Origin of the sequence: Sporosarcina sp. 179-K 3D1 HS, assembly GCF_047228905.1 — a bacterium.
In the GTDB taxonomy this organism is placed as follows: domain Bacteria; phylum Bacillota; class Bacilli; order Bacillales_A; family Planococcaceae; genus Sporosarcina.
Window position 1 is genome coordinate 1 of sequence record NZ_JBFEGI010000004.1, and the last position, 21,202, is coordinate 21,202.

Annotated in this window: 17 protein-coding genes; 2 read left to right on the plus strand and 15 right to left on the minus strand. The window is 50.1% G+C overall.

Translation table 11 applies throughout. The features are described 5' to 3' along the window. Positions 1–281: 281 nt before the first annotated feature. From AB1K83_RS07405 to AB1K83_RS07460, 12 genes are all read right to left on the minus strand, one after another. The gene (locus AB1K83_RS07405) at positions 282–1,721 is read right to left on the minus strand and encodes an alpha-amylase family glycosyl hydrolase (protein ID WP_413057732.1); all 1,440 of its coding nucleotides are present in this window, start codon (positions 1,719–1,721) and stop codon (positions 282–284) included. A gap of 643 nt (positions 1,722–2,364) precedes the next feature. Further along, positions 2,365–2,490: a hypothetical protein gene (locus AB1K83_RS07410; RefSeq protein ID WP_413057539.1), complete on the minus strand. Its 126-nt coding sequence runs from the start codon at positions 2,488–2,490 to the stop codon at positions 2,365–2,367. An 11-nt stretch (positions 2,491–2,501) separates the two neighbouring features. Further along, the gene (locus AB1K83_RS07415; RefSeq protein WP_413057540.1) at positions 2,502–2,882 is read right to left on the minus strand and encodes a YisL family protein; all 381 of its coding nucleotides are present in this window, start codon (positions 2,880–2,882) and stop codon (positions 2,502–2,504) included. A 102-nt stretch (positions 2,883–2,984) separates the two neighbouring features. Then, positions 2,985–3,884: a fumarylacetoacetate hydrolase family protein gene (locus AB1K83_RS07420; protein ID WP_413057541.1), complete on the minus strand. Its 900-nt coding sequence runs from the start codon at positions 3,882–3,884 to the stop codon at positions 2,985–2,987. Between the two features lie 128 nt (positions 3,885–4,012). Further along, on the minus strand, positions 4,013–5,185 hold the full coding sequence (locus tag AB1K83_RS07425) for a DUF418 domain-containing protein (RefSeq protein WP_413057542.1): 1,173 nt from the start codon (positions 5,183–5,185) through the stop codon (positions 4,013–4,015). Further along, positions 5,182–8,901: a helicase-exonuclease AddAB subunit AddA gene (addA, locus tag AB1K83_RS07430; protein ID WP_413057543.1), complete on the minus strand. Its 3,720-nt coding sequence runs from the start codon at positions 8,899–8,901 to the stop codon at positions 5,182–5,184. Before addA ends, AB1K83_RS07425 begins: the two co-directional genes overlap by 4 nt. After that, positions 8,879–12,376: a helicase-exonuclease AddAB subunit AddB gene (addB, locus tag AB1K83_RS07435; RefSeq protein ID WP_413057544.1), complete on the minus strand. Its 3,498-nt coding sequence runs from the start codon at positions 12,374–12,376 to the stop codon at positions 8,879–8,881. Before addB ends, addA begins: the two co-directional genes overlap by 23 nt. A gap of 464 nt (positions 12,377–12,840) precedes the next feature. Then, complete coding sequence (locus AB1K83_RS07440) at positions 12,841–13,854, minus strand: hypothetical protein (RefSeq protein ID WP_413057545.1); 1,014 nt, start codon at positions 13,852–13,854, stop codon at positions 12,841–12,843. Positions 13,855–13,872: 18 nt separating this feature from the next. Further along, the gene (locus tag AB1K83_RS07445; protein ID WP_413057546.1) at positions 13,873–14,739 is read right to left on the minus strand and encodes a permease prefix domain 1-containing protein; all 867 of its coding nucleotides are present in this window, start codon (positions 14,737–14,739) and stop codon (positions 13,873–13,875) included. Then, complete coding sequence (locus tag AB1K83_RS07450) at positions 14,736–15,059, minus strand: PadR family transcriptional regulator (RefSeq protein ID WP_413057547.1); 324 nt, start codon at positions 15,057–15,059, stop codon at positions 14,736–14,738. The genes AB1K83_RS07445 and AB1K83_RS07450 overlap by 4 nt, the downstream gene beginning before the upstream one ends. Before the next feature lie 198 nt (positions 15,060–15,257). Further along, on the minus strand, positions 15,258–16,451 hold the full coding sequence (locus tag AB1K83_RS07455; RefSeq protein ID WP_413057548.1) for a sialidase: 1,194 nt from the start codon (positions 16,449–16,451) through the stop codon (positions 15,258–15,260). Between the two features lie 144 nt (positions 16,452–16,595). Further along, a complete protein-coding gene (locus tag AB1K83_RS07460; protein WP_413057549.1) occupies positions 16,596–17,219 on the minus strand; it encodes a TVP38/TMEM64 family protein in 624 nt (207 codons plus the stop codon). Positions 17,220–17,351: 132 nt separating this feature from the next. Between AB1K83_RS07460 and AB1K83_RS07465 the strand changes: the two genes are divergently transcribed. Next, positions 17,352–18,077, plus strand: coding sequence for an AzlC family ABC transporter permease (locus AB1K83_RS07465; RefSeq protein ID WP_413057550.1), 726 nt, complete (start codon positions 17,352–17,354; stop codon positions 18,075–18,077). Continuing rightward, positions 18,077–18,385: an AzlD domain-containing protein gene (locus tag AB1K83_RS07470; protein ID WP_413057551.1), complete on the plus strand. Its 309-nt coding sequence runs from the start codon at positions 18,077–18,079 to the stop codon at positions 18,383–18,385. Before AB1K83_RS07465 ends, AB1K83_RS07470 begins: the two co-directional genes overlap by 1 nt. Before the next feature lie 102 nt (positions 18,386–18,487). On the opposite strand, the gene AB1K83_RS07475 is transcribed toward AB1K83_RS07470, so the two are convergent. The 3 genes from AB1K83_RS07475 to AB1K83_RS07485 form a co-directional block, all read right to left on the minus strand. Continuing rightward, complete coding sequence (locus tag AB1K83_RS07475) at positions 18,488–19,519, minus strand: phosphotransferase enzyme family protein (protein ID WP_413057552.1); 1,032 nt, start codon at positions 19,517–19,519, stop codon at positions 18,488–18,490. A 176-nt stretch (positions 19,520–19,695) separates the two neighbouring features. After that, on the minus strand, positions 19,696–19,956 hold the full coding sequence (locus tag AB1K83_RS07480) for a CsbA family protein (protein ID WP_413057553.1): 261 nt from the start codon (positions 19,954–19,956) through the stop codon (positions 19,696–19,698). Positions 19,957–19,988: 32 nt separating this feature from the next. Then, positions 19,989–21,158 carry a PDZ domain-containing protein gene (locus AB1K83_RS07485; protein ID WP_413057554.1) on the minus strand — a complete coding sequence of 390 codons (1,170 nt, stop codon included), beginning with the start codon at positions 21,156–21,158 and terminating at the stop codon, positions 19,989–19,991. Positions 21,159–21,202: the final 44 nt, after the last annotated feature.

Consider the following 21,202-nt stretch of genomic DNA (forward strand, 5'->3'; position numbering starts at 1 on the left):
CAAGCGATCATAACTTGCGGCACGCTCATAAGTCACGGCAGGCGATCATAACTCCCGTGAACCGCTCATAAGTCACGACAAGCGATCATAACTCCCGTGAACCGCTCATAAGTCACGACAAGCGATCATTACTTCCGGGGAACGCTCATATGTCACGGCAAGCGATCATAACTTTCGCGGAACGCTCATATGTCACAACAAGCGATCATAATTCCAGCGAAACGATTCCACTACTAATACAAAAAACTCCCCACACGCCATAGGACATGCAGGGAGTTAGGTTAGTTTTGTAACCCTTCTTCTTTTTTCTTTTGCCTTCCTTTTCTCCATACCGAGAAGAGGAAGCCGAGGAAGAGGACATATACGAGAATGGAAGCAATCAGATAAGGGGTGTTAAATCCTTTGTCTTCCCCTGCAAAATAGATTTCCACCATCTCACGTTCCAATACAACACGGAACAAACCGTCATCCGATTGGCGGACCAAGTCACCGTCCAGGAGACCTCGTAAGACTTTTTTATCCCCGATGACGTCTTCCGGAATGGCCGTATTGGCCGTTTCCGGTGAGTTGTTCAATGCGACAATCCATGTCTCGTTCGGTGATGAGATTTTATAGACGACAAATCCTTTTTCGTTATGCAGCATCTCGAACTCGCCAGTCCGGAGCGCTTCGGATTTGTTGCGCAAGCTGTTCAGGTCCGCGATGAAATCCTTCAATTCCATATCCGTCTTGAAGTTCATCAATGGGTGGCTAGCAGGCGCCGTTTCGCCATTGACCGCAATTTCCGTTCCGTACGGCACCATCGGAATTCCCGGCATGGTAAATAAAGCGGCAGCCGCCAATTTCCATCGGGTCGGCGGGAACATCCGTGCTTCCACGATATCAAATGTGTAGCGCGGACCTGTCAAATCATCCAATTGGATAAGTTGTGTCCGGTTCTCACTCGAAAAGATATCAATTGGCGAAGTGTCTGCATTGAACGAAACAAACGCACTGCGGAGGGCATTCATTTCCTCTGCATTCGGCTTCAAATCAAATTCGGCTTCCGTTTCTTCATTCGCCAAAACATACGCTTCCGGATTCACTTCTTTAATAGCCTGAATCAATTCATTCAAATAGGCCGTATCGATCTCGGTAATTTTCGTTAGCCGGATTCCATCAAGATCATACGTAGTCATAAATTCAATGACAGCGTCTTTGATGGCTTGTTGGACGGCCGTGTCGGCATAATCCCAATTAATTGTCCCTTCCCCAGCCGGAAGAGTGGTCAATTCATCCACCCACACATGATTGGCGCTCACTTCGTTTAATGGAACATCCGCAATGACTTTCAAATCATTGGCATGAATGGCTTCGATCATCGAGTTGAATTCCTCCGCGGTGCCGAAATGCGGCTCCAGCTCGGTATAATCAAGCACTTCATTCCCATCATATGTGGCCGTTTGGAAAACCGGCCCCAGTGAAATGACAGTGAATCCCATATCCAAAATATGTTGCAGCCGATCTACCACCCCGGCAAAGTCACCGCCATTAAACACCTGCGGATTCTGGGCATCGGCATCCGCATCATTTTGCCCACTGCCGTTATTGAAACGGTCCACAAGCAAGTCATATATACTTTCATCCGCAATCGTGCGCGCTTTCTCCGCCCCTGCAAGCGACGGAAAAACAGCCGACACGGAGAGCAGCACAGCAATTAGCAGTCCGATCCATCGATTCACTTTCAACAATATTGCCTCCTCACAACAAACTATCCCTCGTTATTTTACCAAACGCCCCCCCTTCCCGCTATTCTTTCAGCAAAATTTGGAATGCTCACTCATGGAAATAGGTCGATTTTGTGAATTTGGCGAATTAAGTTGGTTGGTTGCAATAACAGTTTCTCTAGGGCATACATTTGACCCTCACATTTGCGTAAATTGCCATGACAGTTGGACAACTTGACCTTACAGTTGTACGAATTGCCATGTCAGTTCCGCCGGGGCATGACAGTTTCCCGGAGAGCCACGACAGTTGTGACAGTTTGACCTTACAGTTGTACGAATTGCCATGACAGTTCTGCCGGGGCATTACAGTTTCCCGGCGGGCCATGACAGTTGGACAATTTGACCTTACAGTTGCACGAATTGCCATGACAGTTCCGCCGGGGCATGACAGTTTCCCGGCGAGCCATGACAGTTGGACAATTTGACCTCACAGTTGCACGAATTGCCATGACAGTTCTGCCGGGACATGACAGTTTCCCAGCGGGCCATGACAGTTGGACAACTTGACCTTACAGTTGAACGAATTGCCATGACAGTTCCCCGCCCAATTCCCATCCCACAAAAAAACCTGCCAGCAACACGCTAGCAGGTTCCTCTATTATTCATCCATTTCGTCTTGCACTCGCATTCTTCTATAGGTAATGAAGACTGATATGGCGAACAGCGCCATCAACAGTAAGACAACTCCAAAGGCGATCGGTCCCATCGTCCACATCCTCTCCATTTCCTATATCCTTACAAGTTAGCGAACCACGAAATCCCAATTGGAAGGTAGAATCCGATGAAAATCGTAGCTAGTAAAAAGATAAAGAACAGAATCCAAAGCGTTCCTGTCTTTTTCCCCTTTTCTCCGCGGACGAGCACCATTTCCATCAGGCCGATCGTCAGGAAGCCAAGCAAGAATTTAACTCCATACAGAGCAGCGTTCGCGCTGGAATACTTAAAGAATAACAATGCTCCAGAAATCAAAATTAGTACATAGAACAGTCGCGCAATCATGTGCGTGATTTTTTTACCTTTAGTCCCGTTCGCCATTACGGCTGCCACGAGGAATAAAATGATGCCGACCACCCATGTGAACACATGAAAATGGGTCGTGCTAGCCAATGCGTCCAAACTCGTCACCTCATTCATTATTCATACATAATGATGGTATCATAACAGGCAATTCAAGTGAAAGGATATGGACTTGCCGCTCACTGATGCCTGGCAACGTTTTTATACGAACCGATTCACCAACGTACCGATGCCTTCCACGGAGATTTTCACCGTATCTCCTTTTCTTAGGAACTTTGGCGGGGTCATCCCTTTCCCGACCCCTGCCGGCGTACCTGTCAAGATGACGTCGCCCGGCTCCAATGTCACATAACGGGAGATTTCCGCAATCACTTCATCAATTTTGAATATCATATTCGATGTGTTGCTATTCTGTCTGACGTCGTCATTCACTTTCGTCACGATGGAAAGATTATGCGGGTTCGGCAGTTCATCCTTTGTCACCAAATAAGGGCCTAATGGACAAGATCCTTCCAAACTTTTACCAAGGAAATATTGTTGATGCTCCTCTTGTACGTCTCGCGCCGTCACATCATTGGCGATTGTGTAGCCGAAGACATAATCATATGCCAATTGACGAGGGATCTGTTTCCCTTTCTTGCCGATGACCACTGCCAGTTCCCCTTCGTAGTCCAGGCTGCCGGTCACATCATCGTGAATGGGCAAGTCTTGTTCGTCCGCTGCAATCGTTGTCGGCGATTTGGTGAAGACGACCACCTTCTCAGGAGGCGCGTCCGATCCCATTTCTGCCGCGTGTTCCGCATAGTTCTTACCTACGCAGAAAATATTTTTTGGCGTTCTCGGGATCGGAGACAACCATTCGATATCCGTGAACGCGTACTTGAAGCGTTCCGGGTTTTCATCCGCCCGCGCCCGTTCCGCGAGCTGTCTCACTTTCTCGACGAAATCGAGGCCACCTGCCACGCCTTCCGTGATTGTTTGCGGAAAATCAGTCTCCCCGTAAGCTTCCGCAATGGCGAGCACGTCCCAAACCGCGTCTTCCCTTTTCACTTTCGGACCAAATGAAGTCCTGTTTTCGTAACGGAACGACAATAATTTCATCTTCTTTATCCATCCCTTCTCAAAATCAATCACGCCATCCGATTTTCCATAGTCTAATCACTTCTACCATTCTATCGTGTTGGCAACTCCTTATTTTCATGTTACAACAATTCCACAAATTTCTCCTCTTAATTCGACAATTTCTTTCCATACGTCGCTCTGCGCCACAACCATTCAAGCGGGCCCATCCGGAATTTCGACAGCCACACTTCAGCGAAAATCACTTGGATGACAAAGATGCCTAGCGCAATCCACGTCCCTGTTTCAAGATCCACCTTGCCGTACAAACCGAGACCATAAGCGTAAAAGATGAGTGTGGCCACGATGGATTGAGTGATATACGTCGTCAACGACATGCGGCCCGCCTTAGCAACCGGACGGAAAATCGAACGAAATAGCCGAATTTGCGACAAGAGCAAGAAAAGGGCAATATAGCCCAATGCAAGAATGACACCACCGAACGCTTCCTGCGTAAACTGGTTCGTCGCGGACGCCCCGTTTGTAAAAGGAAGTGCCTTAAGCCAAATCCCTGCGGCAATGAAAAGAACAGCCCCTACTGCGAGCCATCTCTTCATCTCCCCTGCCCGCTCAATCACTTTCCATTTGGAGAAAACCGCCCCCAATAGGAGCAATGGCAAAATCATGAAAAAGCCGAGGAAGATTCCGCTGACCACTCCGACTTGCAGCCAATCATGGAACCGTTGTGCCATGATATCCATAAAGTTCCCGTGGGCATAGGCTGAAATAGATAATTCCACTTGATGGATATTGACAAAGGCGCCATCCATCGTTGTTGAACCCAATTTTTCCATTAATGCGATTAAGACAAGGAGCCCGCCCATTGGAAGGACGTACAGGACAAACGCGATCGGCAGAAGCCATTTCACCGGAATTCGAACGAACAGAATGAGCAAGAAGCCCATCACCGCGTATGACATCAAAATATCGCCAGCCCAAATGAGCAGACCATGAATCAAGCCGAACACGAGCAGAAGGGTGAGGCGACGTGCCAATACCGGTGCAAACGGAGATCCGTTGCGAACGGCCTTTTCATACTGCATGTTTAACCCATATCCGAACAATATGGCGAAAATCGGATAGAAGCTCCCTTGGATGAAAATCGCAATCCATTTATACGTGGCCACATCCGAAGGCGTACTAAACCAACTATGCGGATCGATATACAGAATCGGCGTATGGAAAAAAAGCATATTCGCAATTAAAATCCCGAGGAGCGCAAAGCCCCGCATCAGATCCAGCGCTTCGATCCGTTCCCCGAGGGCCGTCGGTACTTCTTTCAAAATGATTCCTCCTGAATGTGTACAGTCCTCTCTCCATCAAATAAATACAGGACCATTTCCTTAATCTTTATCTTCAAAATTTCCTCCAGCGCTTGACGGTACAAATCCAACTGGATGCCGTACCGCGCCTGCATCTCCGCATCGACTTCCTCCGCTGAACGGAAGCGTCCTCGGACCCGATCGGTCTTATAGTCAAGGAGTACCCAGCCATCTTTTTCTTCAAACAAGCAGTCCACAATTCCTTGCAGAATCTGACGGTCCCCATCTTGCCCATCATAGGCATACGTAAACGGCAATTCACGGAACAATCGGGCTGCCGATTGAAGCCGCTTGGCAAGGGGATTTGTGAAAAAGTGGGCAACCGCCCCGGCATCTACCGCATTCGCTTCTTCCATCGTCAACAATTGCTGTTCCACCAGCTGTGAAATCAGTTCCTCGACCACGCGTACGGAGACGTCTTGGCCAAGCGGGATTTGCTGCATGATCGTGTGCATCGCCGTTCCGACTTCGGCTGCGGACAAAGTGCGGGTCTGCATGAATTCCGGTCGGTCATGCAAATACGGCGTACCCAATTCATCTTCCATCACAGTGAAAGGATCATCCTCGTCCATCTGTTGTTCCAAGATGGCGAGCCGCTTCACATCGCTCACCGTCTGTTTCGATCGTTTCGACACGGAAGCCATATGCGGATAGGTCCAATCAAACCGGCGATGCACTTCCGCTAAAGCGGCTTCATCCACCTTCTCCGACTGCAATAGCTGCGGATCTGCCACCTGTTCGTCAACCGGTTCGTCCTCCGCCTGTTCTAAGAAGGAAGAAACAGGCAGCGCATTGATTTCCCATTTCGAACGATCAGCGATCAGCTCCCCGCCTTGGATGGCGCCGAACTTTCCGAATGCCGGATGCCTCGCAACAGCAGGTCCGATCCAATCGAGATAGCCATTGGCACGGGACCGGACATAATCCGGCAACCGCTCGGCAGGATCCACGAGCTGGGCATCTTGCCATTTCACAATCGTCTTTTCGATATCTTTCACCGAAGCGATGATATCGAGCTGTTCCTTCGCACGTGTCATGGCCACGTACAAGACGCGCATCTCTTCCGCGCGCATCTCCAGCTCCTTCTGCTCTTTCATCGCTAAATAAGGAAGGGATGTATACGTAATCCGATTATCCGGATCGATCGCCTTCACCGCCAGCCCGAAATGCTGGTCGAATAAATACGTCTCATTAAAATCCATCTTATTGAATTTCCGCCCTGCCCCCGCAATGAAGACAAAAGGGAACTCCAGCCCTTTTGAAGAATGGATCGTCATGATCCGCACCACATTTTCCTTTTCGCTAAGCGAGCGCGCCGCTCCGAGATCATCCCCACGGCGTCTCATCCGGTCGACAAAACGTAAAAACCGGAACAGGCCGCGGAATGATGTTTTTTCGTAATCAATGGCCCGGTCATGCAGCGCACGAAGATTCGCCTGACGCTGGTTCCCATTTGGCATCGCGCCGACCATTTCATAATAATGCGTATCGGAATACACTTGCCAAATGAGTTCCGACAAGGATCCACGCCTTGCCAAATTACGCCAATCCTCGAACTGGACAAGGAACCGCTGCAGTTTCAATTGTGTTTCGGGTGCCATCCCCGAACCGCCCGTCGAGATGAACGTTTGCAGCGCTTCATAAAATGGCACATTTTTATTGGCCAGCCGGATTTGCGCCAATTCGTTTTCCGTCATCCCGACAAACGGGGCGCGCAGCACGGAAGCTAGCGGGATATCCTGATACGGATTATCGATGACCCGCAATGTATTCAACATGATCATCACTTCGAGCGCATCGAAATAGCCGCGCTTCAATTCCGTATAGACGGGGATCTCTGCCAATTTGAACTCTTCCGCGATTTCGCCCGACCATGTCATGGAGCGCATGAGAATGACGATATCCCGGTATTCCAACGGGCGTTTTTCGTCCGTGAATGCATCGGTCACTTCCGCTCCGGAATCCATCAGCTCCCGTATTTTATGGATCATATACCGCGCTTCGGCTTGGGAGCTCTTCAAGCTTTGGCCTGCCAATTCTGCGGCCGCATCCGTTTCCTCATCATCCTCTTCTTCCTCGTACAGGAGCGTCAAATGGGTCGGAACGCTTTTATCCGGATATTGGGCTCCATATTTCAGCGCGGCGGCTTCATCGTATTCGATTTCACCGACCCGTTCGCCCATCACTTGACGGAACACGAAATTGGTTGCGTCCAACACTTCCTCCCGGCTCCTGAAGTTTGCGTTCAAGTCGATTTTCAGCCCTTCATCGCCATCCTGCTCGGTAAATCGGTTATACTTCCCGAGGAACAACATCGGTTCAGCTAGCCGGAACCGGTAAATCGACTGTTTGACGTCGCCGACCATGAATAGATTTCCGTCCGCCTCACCGCCCCGTTTCACAAGCTGGATGATCGTTTCTTGCAGTCTGTTCGTATCCTGATATTCATCGACGAGCACTTCTTTGAAACTGTTTCGGTATTCCTGTGCGATGGCGGACGGGTACAGTTCCCCATCCACTTCATCGGACAAAATGCGGAGCGCATAATGCTCCAAATCCGAAAAGTCGACAATTCCTCTATCCAGTTTCACCCGCTCATAGCGTTGTCCGAAGTCGATGACCAGATCGATGAGGGTATGCATCGCAGGGGCCATCAAACGGATCTCCTCCAACAACCGGGCAGGCGTCCTAGTAAAGTAGCATTCCTTCACCGTGTTTATCATCTTCTTCACGTCATCGCGCAACTTCTTCGCCCGCTTCGCCATCTCTTCGTCACAGGAATCCTTTTTGATTCTCCCCGCAGTGACCCACTTCAGCGTCTTGAAGAATTCAAAAGTTTCATCCCAAGTTGTTTCATTCAACCGGCGAATCGCTTCATTGATCCAGAGCAAATCGGCCTCCGCCGTCGCTGCGAGCGGTTCCGGTCCGTCCGGCAAGTAAGCGATGCGGTGCATTTCCTGCGTCAACGCGGCAGCTTCTTCCAACGTATGGAGGATGGCCGTCTTCAAGGGCTGGATGAAATTCAACTCATCGACGGACGCAATTTCCCCGATTTCATATTGCCCCGGAATTCGTCGCAGCCACGCTTCCGGCGATGGGTGCACGCGCGAATAATCATACAGCCGGTCGATGAGCGTTTCGATCGCTTGGTCATTCCGGTCCGACGTGAAGCTATCCGCAAGCCGGTACATCGCATCCGGATTTTCCGCGCCGTACGCCTCTTCCAGAACTTCTCCGATCATATCATCCCGCAACAATGCCGCTTCCGTACTATCTGCGATGCGGAAGCCCGGGTCGATGTCGAGCAAATAGGCATACTGCCGTACGATATTCAGGCAGAAGGAGTGTAAAGTGGAGATTTGTGCTTTATTCAATAAATTCAATTGCCTGCGTAAATGGACAGATTCCGGCTTCGCCGCAATCGCCTCTTCCAACGCTTTCGCCATCCGATGTCGCATTTCCGCCGCGGAAGCATTGGTAAAGGTGACGACGAGCAGCTGATCGACATCGGTCGGATCTTTTTCATCCAGCACTTTCTCGATCATCCGGGTGATCAGCACTTTCGTTTTTCCGGAACCGGCGGCCGCAGAGACGAGAATATCTTTCCCTGATGCCCAAATCGCTTTCCACTGGGCATCCGTAAACGTCACACCCTCAGGTTTCGTTGGTATGTTCATCCTCCGCTACCTCCTTCCGCATTTTTTCTAAAGTGATGTCAGGTGCCAAATCCGTATAAGGACGATATTGCTGTTCCGGATCGGATGGATCGAACTGGCACACCGATCGGTAGGAACAGAACTGGCAAGGCATCTTGTCACGTAATTTATACGGGAACACCCGGGTGTCGCCCGCCAGCATCGCATCGCCCGCTTTCCGATGTCGGGTCCGGACAAATGAGCGCATCATGTCCAGATCTTCAGCAGCCAGCACTTTCGAAGCTTTCGTAAAGGTGCCGTCCGTTTTCAACGCTGCCGGAACAATCGCAGAGATACGGCCAATTTCCGCATCCATCCCCGTTACGACATCTGGATGTTCTAGCAAGTAGCCCTTCATCTTATAGGACTTCCGAATTTCCGCATCTAGCTGTTCAGCTGTCAACTCCATATCCGGCCGGATCATTGGATTATGGACGTGCATATAGAGAACGCCTGCCGGATGCGCTTCAATGCCGAGCCACTCGTCCGCATTTTCCAGCGCTACATCCAAATACGTCAGCATTTGCAAGGACAGGCCATAGTACACTTCTGCCAAATCGAGCGAACGGGCGGAAGATTTATAATCAATGATCCGGACATATTCCTTCCCGCCGATTTCCGTCGCATCGACCCGGTCGATCCGGCCGCGCAGCTGCATTTTATTCCCACGGCGCAGCGGGATTTCAAGAGGAGGCAGTTCCTCCCCCGGTCCGAACCCCGCTTCGATGGCGACCGGTTTGAACACCGTCGCCTTCGCCTGATGGCTGAGGGAATAAATCGTCCGCTGAATGATTTGCATCAGTTTCCGTTTAATATATTGATAGCGATGTGTCGACAATAAAATGCGGTTAAAGAAATATGGTGTAATATCATCGACCGCTTCCCGCGCTAACTTCCAGCATTCCTCCCTGGACAGTTCGCTCCATGATTTAGAAAGTCGCATCACTTCGTCGGACACCCATTTCAATGCGGCATGGAACAGATCTCCGATCGCCGGCGCTTCCAATGTGAATTCAGTCCGCTCTTCCAAGCGCAGACCATACGAAGCATAGTGCTGAAACGGACAGCTATAATACGATTCAACTCTTGACACGCTCGAAACGAACGACTCGCCATACAATCCGGCCGTCAGTTCCGGCCGGAGCCGTTCAGTCGACTTGCCTTCTTTCATCGGCCGGATAATATGACGCAGCACGGAGGACCAAAACGGATCCTCTTCGTAATACGCCATGACGGCCTGCCATTTGACATCCAACAATCCGGAGCGGAACGCTTCTTTCGCTTTGATTGAAGCATACGGCAACGCGGCCCGCGGATGGCTGATATAGGCGAACTGATCGGCATCAAGCGGAAGTTCGGATGGATCCGTCACAACCACTTCAAGCGGCGTCCCCGGCAACAACTGCTGGATCTTGGAAATATAAAGAGATGGAATGAGCGCTTTACCTTCCTCATCCGCAATCGGATACGACACGATCAGTTCTTCCCTTGCCGCGGTGAAGGCACGATATGCCATGAATGTTTCATCCATCAATTTCATCTTTGAAGTCGGGGCCAGGTCAAAGCCAACGTGCATGAACCATTCCCGGTCCGCATCGGAAAGAAGCCCTTCATTGTCAATCCGCTTTGGCAGTACGCCATCATTGACCCCGATGACGAAGACCGCACAAATCTCCATTAACGCTGAAACTTCAAGCGTCGTTACCGTCACTTGGTCGAGGGACGGCGGAATCCTGGAAAATTCGAGCGTGTCGAATCCTTCATCCAAAATGCGCGCCGCTTCTGCCGGATTCATTTCTTTATCGCCGAACATGAGCACAAACTGGTCAAGGACGTTGATCCAGTTATTCCATGCCTGCTCATGCTCCGTCGCACCGAGCAGCCGCCCCGCCTCCTCCTCTTCCACCCGGAGGTCAAGTATCTTCTCATAGACCTGCAGTTTTTCCATGAATAAAAACAATGCTTCTGCCACATCCCGGCCATTGCGGGAACGTTTCAGCCGGGCTTCGAACGAAGCGAGCGGCTCCCGGATGACATCACGGACCAAATGCAGTTCCTGCTCCAATGCCCGTTCTTCATCAGTCTGCACCTCTGTATGCAGCTCGAGCCCTCTGTATTTCTTCACCCGCCAACGCGTGTCGTCAAACCAGCGCGAACCGTAAATTCCCCGTGCCAGTACGTAGTTTTCCAAACGATCGGCCCGCTCCCGCCAAAGGATCTTCTCTTCATTATGCGGAAAAAAGAGATCCGTCTTTACCGCACGGAAAACCGATTCATACGACCAGCCAGCCGTCACCGCTTCCAGGACGGAACGGGAAAACTCGATGAGCGGATGATGCAGCATCGGTTTTTTCCGGCTAATGAACACCGGAATATCATATTGCGGGAAAATCGTTTCAATCAGCTCGTCGTATTTTTCCGGCTGTCGATACAGGATGGCAATCTCCTTATACCGCTTGCCAGCGCGAACCTTCTCGCGGATCGCCCGCGCCACGGCATGAATTTCCGCACGGCGGTCGGCGGCTTCAATGATTTGAACATGCCCTTCCGACTGTTTTGCCGGCGCTGGATAATGGTCAAATTCCGCTTCAAAATGGCGGAGATCGTCATTTTTAAAGCGTTGCCCTTTCGACATATAGACATCGTCTTCCACTTCCACTGATTCCGACCGTGCGATTTCCCGCAAGCGGAATGAAGTACGGACCGGTGTGTAAAACAGTTCGTGATCGCCAAACCCCGAATCGGCCCCTTCCATCGGGAGGGCTACCGTTACGCGGTTGGCGTATTTCATCAGTTCGGTTATGATTTCATATTCACGGGTCGGAAAATGTTCGAAACCGTCTATGTAAATATGTGCATCCCGAAGCAGGTCGGAGTGTTTGATTTGCGAAGCGAGGAGCGCCAAATGTCCTTCACTGTCGATATAGGCAGTGCCAAGCTTTTCTTCTATTTTGGTCAGAAGAATCGCGAGGTCATCCGCTTTGTCGAGCAGCGTACGAGGCGCATCCTGCCCGGCAAGGCTCGTCCGGAGATCTTGCAGCATGGCATGATCCAAGCTGTAGCGGCTGAACTCTTTGAGCAAATCGCCGATCATTTCCGTGAACCCGCGCTTATTCGCTGCCTGGCGGAACAGTTTGAACTCGTCCTGGTTCTCCTCCAGCACGCTGCGCACGAGCATTCGATAGCCGAAGCCATCCACTTCCTTGCGCGCAATCCCGCCTGTCTCCTGCAAGATGCGCCACGCTAGCCGTTTAAACGTCAACACTTGCGCCCGAATGATCCCGTTCAATCCATAATTGACCGACAGGCCATGCTCCATCGAGAAGGACATCTGGTCGGGCACGATTACGATAATCGGTGCCCCGATCGGCCGTTCCGTCAGTTCCGCCGCAATCTCCCTCTCGATAAACGTCGTCTTCCCAGACCCCGATCGTCCGGTGATAAATCGCAATGACATAGGTCGTCCTCCTCTGTTCAATGAAATAAAAAAACCTGTCACCCTTTCTTTCTATTGTACAGAAAGATGAGAGTGACAGAAACTATTTGAATGGAGAGTTTTCGAAAGAATAGAGACACCACCGCAAATCGCAAACTACCGAGGGGCGCTCATATTTCCGGAGAAACGATCATATTTCCACGCAAGCGATCATAACTTTCGAGAACCGCTCATACTTCTACGCGAACGATCATAACTCTGGAGAACCGCCTATACTTCCTCGCAAGCGATCATAACTTCGAAGAACCGCTCATACTTCCTCGCAAGCGATCATAACTTCGAAGAACCGCTCATACTTCTCCGCAAGCGATCATAACCCCCGACAAACGCTCATATTTCCTCGCAAGCGATCATAACTCCCAAGAACCGCTCATAACTCCTCGCAAGCGATTATATCTCCCATGTGCCCCCTCCCCCCTCACGAATCACCTTTGAATTTCCCTCACATCTTTCCCTTCCACACTCATCTGATAAATGCGAAATTCCGGATTCCGCTCTCCGAATTGGCGGTCCACCAAGAAATAAATTTGGTCTTCCGCCCCTCGGATAGGTTTAGACGCGTATTCCTTTAGTTTGGTCAATTGTTTGGTCTTATGCGTTTTCCAGTTATAGCTGAATAATTCATATTCAAATATGCCATCCGCCCCTGTGCCGCCCACCGCTTGGTAAATCAATTCATCCCTCTCTGGCAATACGAGGAAATCATATATATCGTCCTGTCCGACTGGATTACTAATGACAGTTTTTTCGTCAGGTGCATCAAGCGGGATTTGAAAAATCCGCTGTTTGGACGCGAACACGTCCTCCGCTGTTTCCACATTTTCATCATCATCCATCTGGACAAACACGGATTCGTCGGTGGATGACACTTGCAATGATTGCATATGATACTTTTTCATATTGGTATATCTCGTATGCGTTTCATGGACCAAATCATAACATTGTACATCAAAATCATGGGGTCGCTCTCCGACTATCGGCGAGTAATTCGTAAACACTTCCGCTTGCAAATAAAACAACTGGTTAGGATCTTTCGGATCAAACGCCAATTCGGTAATGAAAGCCGATGCCGTAAAAGCAAGCTGACTCGCCCCGGATTCCGGATCGAGAAGATGGACCGTGCTACCGCTGTTGGAGTCCACTTCTTTATCAGATACGATATATGCGAGGGTCTTGCCATCTTTTGAGAAACTGACATCGACAATCGTTTGCTCCACCGGCAATTGCACAAGAGGTTCTGTCACATCTGCCACATAGAGACCGGCCTGCCCTTTCTCAAACTCGACATAGGCGAGGGCGCCATCCACCGAAACATCGTACACATCGGTGAGCCCCTGTTGTTTTTCGTTCTCAGCTTTATCGAATTTGATTCCAAGGACAATGAGAACGGCAGTCGCCAGGCCGATCAAGCCGAGTATATAACCAAACGATTTCTTCATAATCTATCCCTCCATCCCCTACAAGCCCAGCAACCAAAAGGCAAGGCCGCCTAGCAGCACCGCCGTTTGAATGAAAACAATGGCATACGCTCCGCTTTTCTTTTTTTCCGCCAATAAGTGCATTTGTACTGCATACGATACAATCCATGCCCCAATTGGAACCAATAATAATAAAAATCCAGGCGAGAATCCTTCCGCAAACAACAGAAACGCCCATAAAAAGAATAAGGTCACCAGTACGACGATAATGCCTGTCGTAATATTGATATAATGCAGCCGTTTTGCATCCTTTTCGAGAGATTGGCGCTCCGATGGATAATCATAAATCGTCGTCCGATATATGAGGATGATGGAGAACAGCAACAGCAGCGCCGCCACAATCGTCAATATTGTGGAATAGGGCGATTGCAGGTCGGTCGCCAACAAGAAACCGTAAAAGAGTACAATTAGATGGATGAGCAGCAAGCCATTCATCCACAAGCGACGGTTCAGGGATGCGATCGGCCGCACCGTCACAAAGAGTACACCCGTGCTGCTCGAGACAGCGACCACCAACCAAGGAATATGGGCATCGCCCATCACAAGTAATTGACATAAATAGACACTATAGGCAAATAACAATGAAACAACCGAAAGTCCGAGCAGCATTTCCCGGCGGTAAGGATACATGGCATGCTGAAGCTCCTTGCCGACTTCCGGTCCACTTCCAAAGTTTGTCATCACGATCCGCTTGGCCTCCTCTTCCGAATAGCCTTGGCTCCGATAATCCCTGAATCCGTCTTCCAGATGCGAGAGCAATTCTTCAATTAAATCTTCCCGCTCCTCCCGACTGCAATCCGTCTGACGGACAACCCCTTCAACAAAACGCCGAAACGCGGCTTTCATATCAAACCTTCCGAACTTTTCCGGATGAGCGCATTCATCCACTTCCAATTCTCCTGCTTGCTCTCCAAAGCGGCTCCACCTTCATCCGTCAGCCGGTAATACTTCCTTCTGCCGCTTTCTCCCTCTCGCCAGTAAGACGAAACCCATTGTTTCTTTTCCAAACGCTTCAATGCAGCATAAAGCGTCCCTTCCCCCATTTCATAAGTGTCATCACTCAGCTCTTTCAAAACCTTGATAATTTCATAGCCATACAAATCCCGCTGGGCAATCAAAGACAATAAAAGTAAATCAATGCTTCCTTTCATCATTTCCTTGTCCATAAATCTTCACCTCGTTAGGAACATCGTAACACGCGGTACATCGTATTACAATGTATCCAAGATGACTGTCTTCTACATTACAGAAATACCTTCGGATCATACTATTTCACAACCGATCATAAATTCCGAAAACCGCTCACTTTTGCCCATATAAAAAAGATGCCCATAACGTATGGACACCTCTAAAAAGTTCTATCTCTATTGAGTCTGATAAAGATGAATAAGGGATTGATTTTGCCCTCTGGCGAACACATCGGTCCGATTCGGGCCCCACGATACGGCAGCAGGCGGAGAGGTCAACGTACCGCCTAGTTTTTCCCAATTCAACCAGCGGGAGCCGTTCCATTCCCTCAGATAGAGGTTTTGATTCGACCCTCTGGCGAAGACTTGTAGGCGATTCGGTCGTTTGGATGCGACGGCAGGGCCCGAAGTGAGCGTTCCGCCGAGGCTTTCCCAGCCGCTCCATGAAGAACCATCCCACCATTTGTGGATTAAATCCTGGTTCTGCCCTCTTGCAAATACATCCACGCGATTCGGACCCCAGGAAACCGCAGCCGGAGCGGAGGTCAACGTACCGCCAAGGTTCTCCCATTCCTCCCAACGCGAACCGTTCCACGTCTTCTTGTAAAGAGCGTTATCTGTCCCTCTGACGAAAACATCCAGCTGATTCGGTCGCTGCGAAGAAACGGTTGGAGCGCTGGTTAATACGCCGCCCAGGCTCTCCCAATCGTTCCACCTCTGTCCATCCCACCATTTATGATACAACGCGTTGTCCGTCCCCCGGACAAAGACATCGATCCGGTTCGGGCCCCATGAAACAGCTGCCGGGGCGGAAGTCAAGACGCCGCCGAGGTTCTCCCAGTCACTCCACTGACGGCCATCCCACCATTTATGGTACATCGCCTGATCCGTGCCTCGGACAAAGACGTCGAGCCGGTTCGGTTGCCAAGAAGATACGCCCGGTCCCGACGTGAGAGCGCCGCCCAAATCCTCCCAACCGATCCATCCCCGTCCCGGCTGCTGCCCATCCCGGCCCTCCAACGTAAAGCGGATGACTTGCATCAAAATTCGGTTCATAACGTTCTGCGGTATCCGGAATTGCGCAAAAAAGAGCGGAAGCCATGAATATTGGGCTTGGAATTGGTTGTAGATTTGTGCCGCCGTTTGATTTGTATTCGCCTGATTAAGGGTAAAGCCGATCACCAAAAGAAATACATAATCTGCGATGGCACGGTTCATTCCGTACTGCGCCAACTCGGTGTACAATTCGGGATGCTGTGTCCGGATCCGTTGCAACACCTGTTGAGCCGACTGCTGCCGACTTCCCGGCTGTCCGTTCTGAGCATAATAATGAGGTGGCCCAAAAGGCGGCCCTTGATATAAATAATACATGTACATACCTCCTCCAATCGATAGAGTAGTATATGTACTTTTCTACTTGAAGGTCCCGTTATTTCCAGAGGGAAAAGAGGAGACAAGCCTACAGAGCACCTCTGAACGTAAGAAAAACACCGTCTTCGAAACGGTGTCCTCTCTTTATTTCTCCTCCTGCCGAACCGAGAGCGAGCGGAATTCCGCTTCGACTTTCCGGTTGACCCGATTTTCAAACCATTTGCCGACGAACCACAAAAGAACGATCAACGCGACGACAACCGCGGTTCGAATCGGTTGGGTGAGCAAGGCTTTCAAATCATAGCCAATAAAACTGATCGTGAAAATCATGACCAACTTACCCGCCATCAATGTGAATAGATAATACGACTTTTTCATGTCGGATAAACCCGCGACCAAATTGACGAGAGCCGACGGGGTGAATGGAAAACAAAGAAAGAGGAACAGAGGAGCAAATCCATTGCGATCCACCCATTTGATCAATTTCTGGATGCGCGCACTTTTGGTTAGGAACCGTAAAAACCGATTGCGCCCATATTTTCGTACAATTAAAAACACAACGTAGGAACCAGCGACTGTCCCCGCCCACGACAAGATGAACCCGTACCACAAGCCATAGGCGCTCGCGTTCGCAAAAACGAAGACGAATAGCGGTAAAAACGGTAGAAATGACTCAATAAAGGGCAGTAAAATCCCGATGATAGGTCCAAGTGCCTTGTAATGCCTTGCCAATTCTACTATTTTATCAACATCAAGCCATTCTGCCATCGACAACACCCTCGCTACTTCGGCTGGAATTGATTCCAACCCATCATTACTTCTATTTTTCCTTATGGTACCTCCATTTAAACACGAATATAGTGTATAATCACCACAAACAACATAGAAAGATGTGGCAATATGGAGAAAAATCAATTTGTGAACGGTCTGAAAGCGGGCCTGAGCATCGCCATCGGCTATTTCCCTGTCGCCCTCACGTTCGGATTACTTGCCAAAACAGCCGGATTGTCCATCATCGAAGCGACTGCGATGAGCATGTTCGTCTATGCGGGCGCGGCCCAATACATATCTCTCAGCCTGATTTCCAAGGCGGTCGATCCCCTGTTAATCGTCTTAAATACATTCATCGTCAACATCCGCCACTTTCTAATGACGGCATCGTTGAATGAAAAGATGCAGCCCGCGCCGAAATGGGTGAAAGCGATTTACTCTTTCGGCATAACGGACGAATCCTTTTCAGTGCTGGCGACGGGACGGGAAGGCAAGATCTCGACGCCTTTCGCATTTGGAGTTAACTTGATCGCCTACGGCAGCTGGGTTTCTTTTACAGCAATCGGCCATGTCGTTGGTGCGAATTTGCCTTTATTCCTGCAAGCAGCTATGTCAATCGCACTCTATGCGATGTTCGTCGGGCTCTTGGTTCCTTCAATGAAAGGCAATCGCAAAGTCGTCATGCTTGCTGGACTCGCTGCCGCCATCCACAGCTTTTTCTATTTCACCGGACTCCTTTCAACAGGATGGGCGATTCTTGTGGCCACGCTCGTATCCTCGATCGTCATTGAAATGGTCTACGTCCGCCGCGGGAAAACGCCCGATGCACAATACAATCGAAAGGGGGAGGCCTAATGGGACCGACGTATTGGTGGATGCTGTTCGGCATGGCGCTCGTGACCTACATTCCGCGCATGATTCCGCTAACCTGGCTGGACGGCAAAGAATTACCCCCACTCGTGACAGGCGTGCTGCGGAACATCCCTTATGCCGTCCTCGGAGCACTCATTTTCCCCGCTATCCTTTTCGTTCAGGAAGGCAATCTGTTATTCGGCATCATCGGCGCCGCTACCGCGTTCCTCATCGCTTTCATCGGAGGCGGCGTCATGTCCGTCGTCTTGGGTACGATCGGGGTGCTCGCTGTATATAGCTTGTTTATGTAAGAATGAAAGACCGCAGGATTGGCGGTCTTTTTTGGTCGTATCTATTGGGGCAACAATTCGGGAAATAGCCAGAACTGTATCCGTTTTCTTGTTCTAGCCTGATCACCTGATGGATAGACCTTCAAATTCCCTCAAATAGGCTTCTGCTAACGCGTCTGTTTGCTCCGTAAACGCACTGCCAAGTTCCGTAGTGGTTTCATTCTCCCGGCTGCCAACCCAGGCAATCAGCTGTAGGCGTCGCATAAGGATGAATGTCGGGATTTCGAATTCCTCTTCCTCGGAAAGCGGTCGTACTTGGCGATAGCCTTTCAGCCAAGATTCAATTAGCTTTGGAACGTAGCGACGGTGCTCGATGAATGTTAGCGATGCTGCCAAATCAAAGAGAAACCAGCCAAACCCGCTATCGTCGAAATCAATGACTTGCACTTCCCCCTGTCTCACGAGAAGGTTCGCATGCCGCAGGTCCCCATGGATAAGGCCGAACCGTTCACGTCCCTGGCCGAACCGTTCCAACCTGTTTCTGATCACCTTAGAAACCCGGGTGAAAAGCGCTTCACGTGCCGGCGTAATGGCTAGGCCGTCATGCCATCTTCCCCATTTCGCTTTGTCACCCAACAAATTCTCGTAGTCCCAGATCGGGCGTTTGATGTTGGTGAACCCGTTCCCCTTTTCCATGACATGCTTATGGAATTGCGCAGCCGTTTTTCCGATTTCCTCGAATACTTCGATCAGCTTCTCTTCATTTTCGATATCCGGTTCATCTCCTTCAAGGAACGTAAACAGGACACAATGGTATTCAAAATCCCTATAATCCAGCCGGATGGATTGCACATATTCCCCGTTTTCTCCGACAATCGGCTTCGGTACGACGATGGAGGTGTGTTCCCCGATGGACAGCATCCACTGGATTTCACTCTCAATCTCTTCCTTCGAATGATAGTTCGGGCGGCAGACGCGAAGGATCCTCTTCCCCCCCGTCTCAGGATTTTGGAGCAAATACGTGGCGTTCTCCGAGTAATTCAGCAGTTCCAATTTAAATCCCGATAAACCATCATACAAATCTACCGCTTTTCGTGGGACTTCATTAAAAAAATCAACCGAACGATCCCAAGTGTTAATAATTACATCAGGCATACTCGACATCCCTTTCTTTTTCTACACGGCCTATCTGGAACACATTATCCATATTCCATAGTGTAATGGAATTTCTTGAAAGAATCTAATTAGAATTGAGAACGAAGAAAAACGCCGAAGGAAAGTAAATCCCTTCGACGTTGTTTTGTTGCGGGGTTTGAAAGTTTTTGTCGATCTTATAACAGTTCGTCTTCCTCGCCGTTGCGTCTCGCATTTTTCACCATCCGTGTCGCATACCAGAAACCGACCGTCAAGGATAGCGCGTCCGCCGCATAGAGCAGCCAATTATGGGTATACCCCGCGTAAACTGATGCGGCGATTAGGGCAATTGTCAAAATGAGTCCAACGATATGATGAAATGTGACACGCGTAAAAAAGACGACGAGCAGCCCAGGCAAAAACAGAGCCAAGAACAGTTTCGTTTCGAATGAATCCATTGCACACATCCCTTCCAACTCGGCGACTCCCTTTATCGGACAACCAACACCCCGAGGCGATGGTGATCATATCGGTACAGAACCTGCTGCATGAGCCGCACTTCCCCGTCACGGTCAATGACTTGAAGCCGGCAATGTGCGGCATTGATTTGAATCGCATCATATAATTCTTTTTCATTGCTAACCGGAACGCCGTTCACCGCCCGGATGCACTCGCCGGGGGCCAAGCCCATCTTCTCTCCCGGAGAATCCGGCAAAACGCCCGCGATGACAACACCGGCAGAACGGGGTGCTGCTGCATAGCGTCCTTTCCGTTCCCGGATCGACACCAGGATCGACAAGAAAAGACGGCAGATGACTCCGATTACAAGCGCAGTCCACCCAAGGATCGGCATCCATATCGCTGAAAGCCCGACAAGCACCACGGCGACGCCTGTCCAGGAAACCGCCTGTCCCATTTTAGGAAAAAGCGTTTCTGGGAACAGCGAGCGGGCAACTTGTGAAAAGCCGATTACTATAGGGACAGGAATGAAACTGAAAGCCCTCTCGCCGAGCGTAAATTGCGGCCAATACGGGAGGTAGGCCGAAATCATATCCCCCGGCACGAGAAACAGGACGGGCAACAGCCAAATCCGCTTAGCTTTAAATACAGCTGCATGAAGCCCGCGATCCGTTTCTTTTAAATAGGGCGATGCATAGCGGGCGGTATGCCGGCTGATAAGGAAGCCTTCCACGATTAGAAGTAGACCGGCAAGCACCGGAATCGTCACTAACATGCCACTTGACCAATCGACGGTAGACGGCGACCAGCCCCGGACCGTAAAATCGCCGGCGAATCGCTGGAGCAGCACCAACCCGACTGTGGCAGCCGCCGCAAAATAAACCGGCGATGCCCATTTAAAGTAGAAAGTGAGAATCGCAATGAGCATGGCAGCCGAAAAGAGAACCAGCCACCCGGGATCCACTGTAAGTCCAGCCCCACAAATCAATAAGGATAATAGCAACGCATACCCGATCGAGTCCGGTACTAGCCGTTTCAATTCTGTCCAGCCCGGCAACAAACGAACCCGGAAACTCCGCCGCTCCCGCTTCACTCGGAAATACCCGATTGCAACTGCAATGAGCAGCGTAACAAGAAATACAGGATTCAAGAAAAACAGCGCCACCGCTTGCAATACATCCATCATGATTTTCTCCGACATCAACCGCCACCACCCTATTCCGCTACATCGTTTCCCTCCATTGT

Excerpts from the sequence above, each read along its gene's own strand:
- AB1K83_RS07410 (WP_413057539.1), bottom strand. The coding sequence starts at position 2,490 with ATGGAGAGGATGTGGACGATGGGACCGATCGCCTTTGGAGTTGTCTTA.
- AB1K83_RS07420 (WP_413057541.1), bottom strand. The coding sequence starts at position 3,884 with ATGAAATTATTGTCGTTCCGTTACGAAAACAGGACTTCATTTGGTCCG.
- addA (WP_413057543.1), bottom strand. The coding sequence starts at position 8,901 with ATGAACATACCAACGAAACCTGAGGGTGTGACGTTTACGGATGCCCAG.
- addB (WP_413057544.1), bottom strand. The coding sequence starts at position 12,376 with ATGTCATTGCGATTTATCACCGGACGATCGGGGTCTGGGAAGACGACG.
- AB1K83_RS07440 (WP_413057545.1), bottom strand. The coding sequence starts at position 13,854 with ATGAAGAAATCGTTTGGTTATATACTCGGCTTGATCGGCCTGGCGACT.
- AB1K83_RS07445 (WP_413057546.1), bottom strand. The coding sequence starts at position 14,739 with ATGAAAGCCGCGTTTCGGCGTTTTGTTGAAGGGGTTGTCCGTCAGACG.
- AB1K83_RS07450 (WP_413057547.1), bottom strand. The coding sequence starts at position 15,059 with ATGGACAAGGAAATGATGAAAGGAAGCATTGATTTACTTTTATTGTCT.
- AB1K83_RS07455 (WP_413057548.1), bottom strand. The coding sequence starts at position 16,451 with ATGTATTATTTATATCAAGGGCCGCCTTTTGGGCCACCTCATTATTAT.
- AB1K83_RS07460 (WP_413057549.1), bottom strand. The coding sequence starts at position 17,219 with ATGGCAGAATGGCTTGATGTTGATAAAATAGTAGAATTGGCAAGGCAT.
- AB1K83_RS07465 (WP_413057550.1), top strand. The coding sequence starts at position 17,352 with ATGGAGAAAAATCAATTTGTGAACGGTCTGAAAGCGGGCCTGAGCATC.
- AB1K83_RS07470 (WP_413057551.1), top strand. The coding sequence starts at position 18,077 with ATGGGACCGACGTATTGGTGGATGCTGTTCGGCATGGCGCTCGTGACC.
- AB1K83_RS07475 (WP_413057552.1), bottom strand. The coding sequence starts at position 19,519 with ATGCCTGATGTAATTATTAACACTTGGGATCGTTCGGTTGATTTTTTT.
- AB1K83_RS07480 (WP_413057553.1), bottom strand. The coding sequence starts at position 19,956 with ATGGATTCATTCGAAACGAAACTGTTCTTGGCTCTGTTTTTGCCTGGG.
- AB1K83_RS07485 (WP_413057554.1), bottom strand. The coding sequence starts at position 21,158 with ATGTCGGAGAAAATCATGATGGATGTATTGCAAGCGGTGGCGCTGTTT.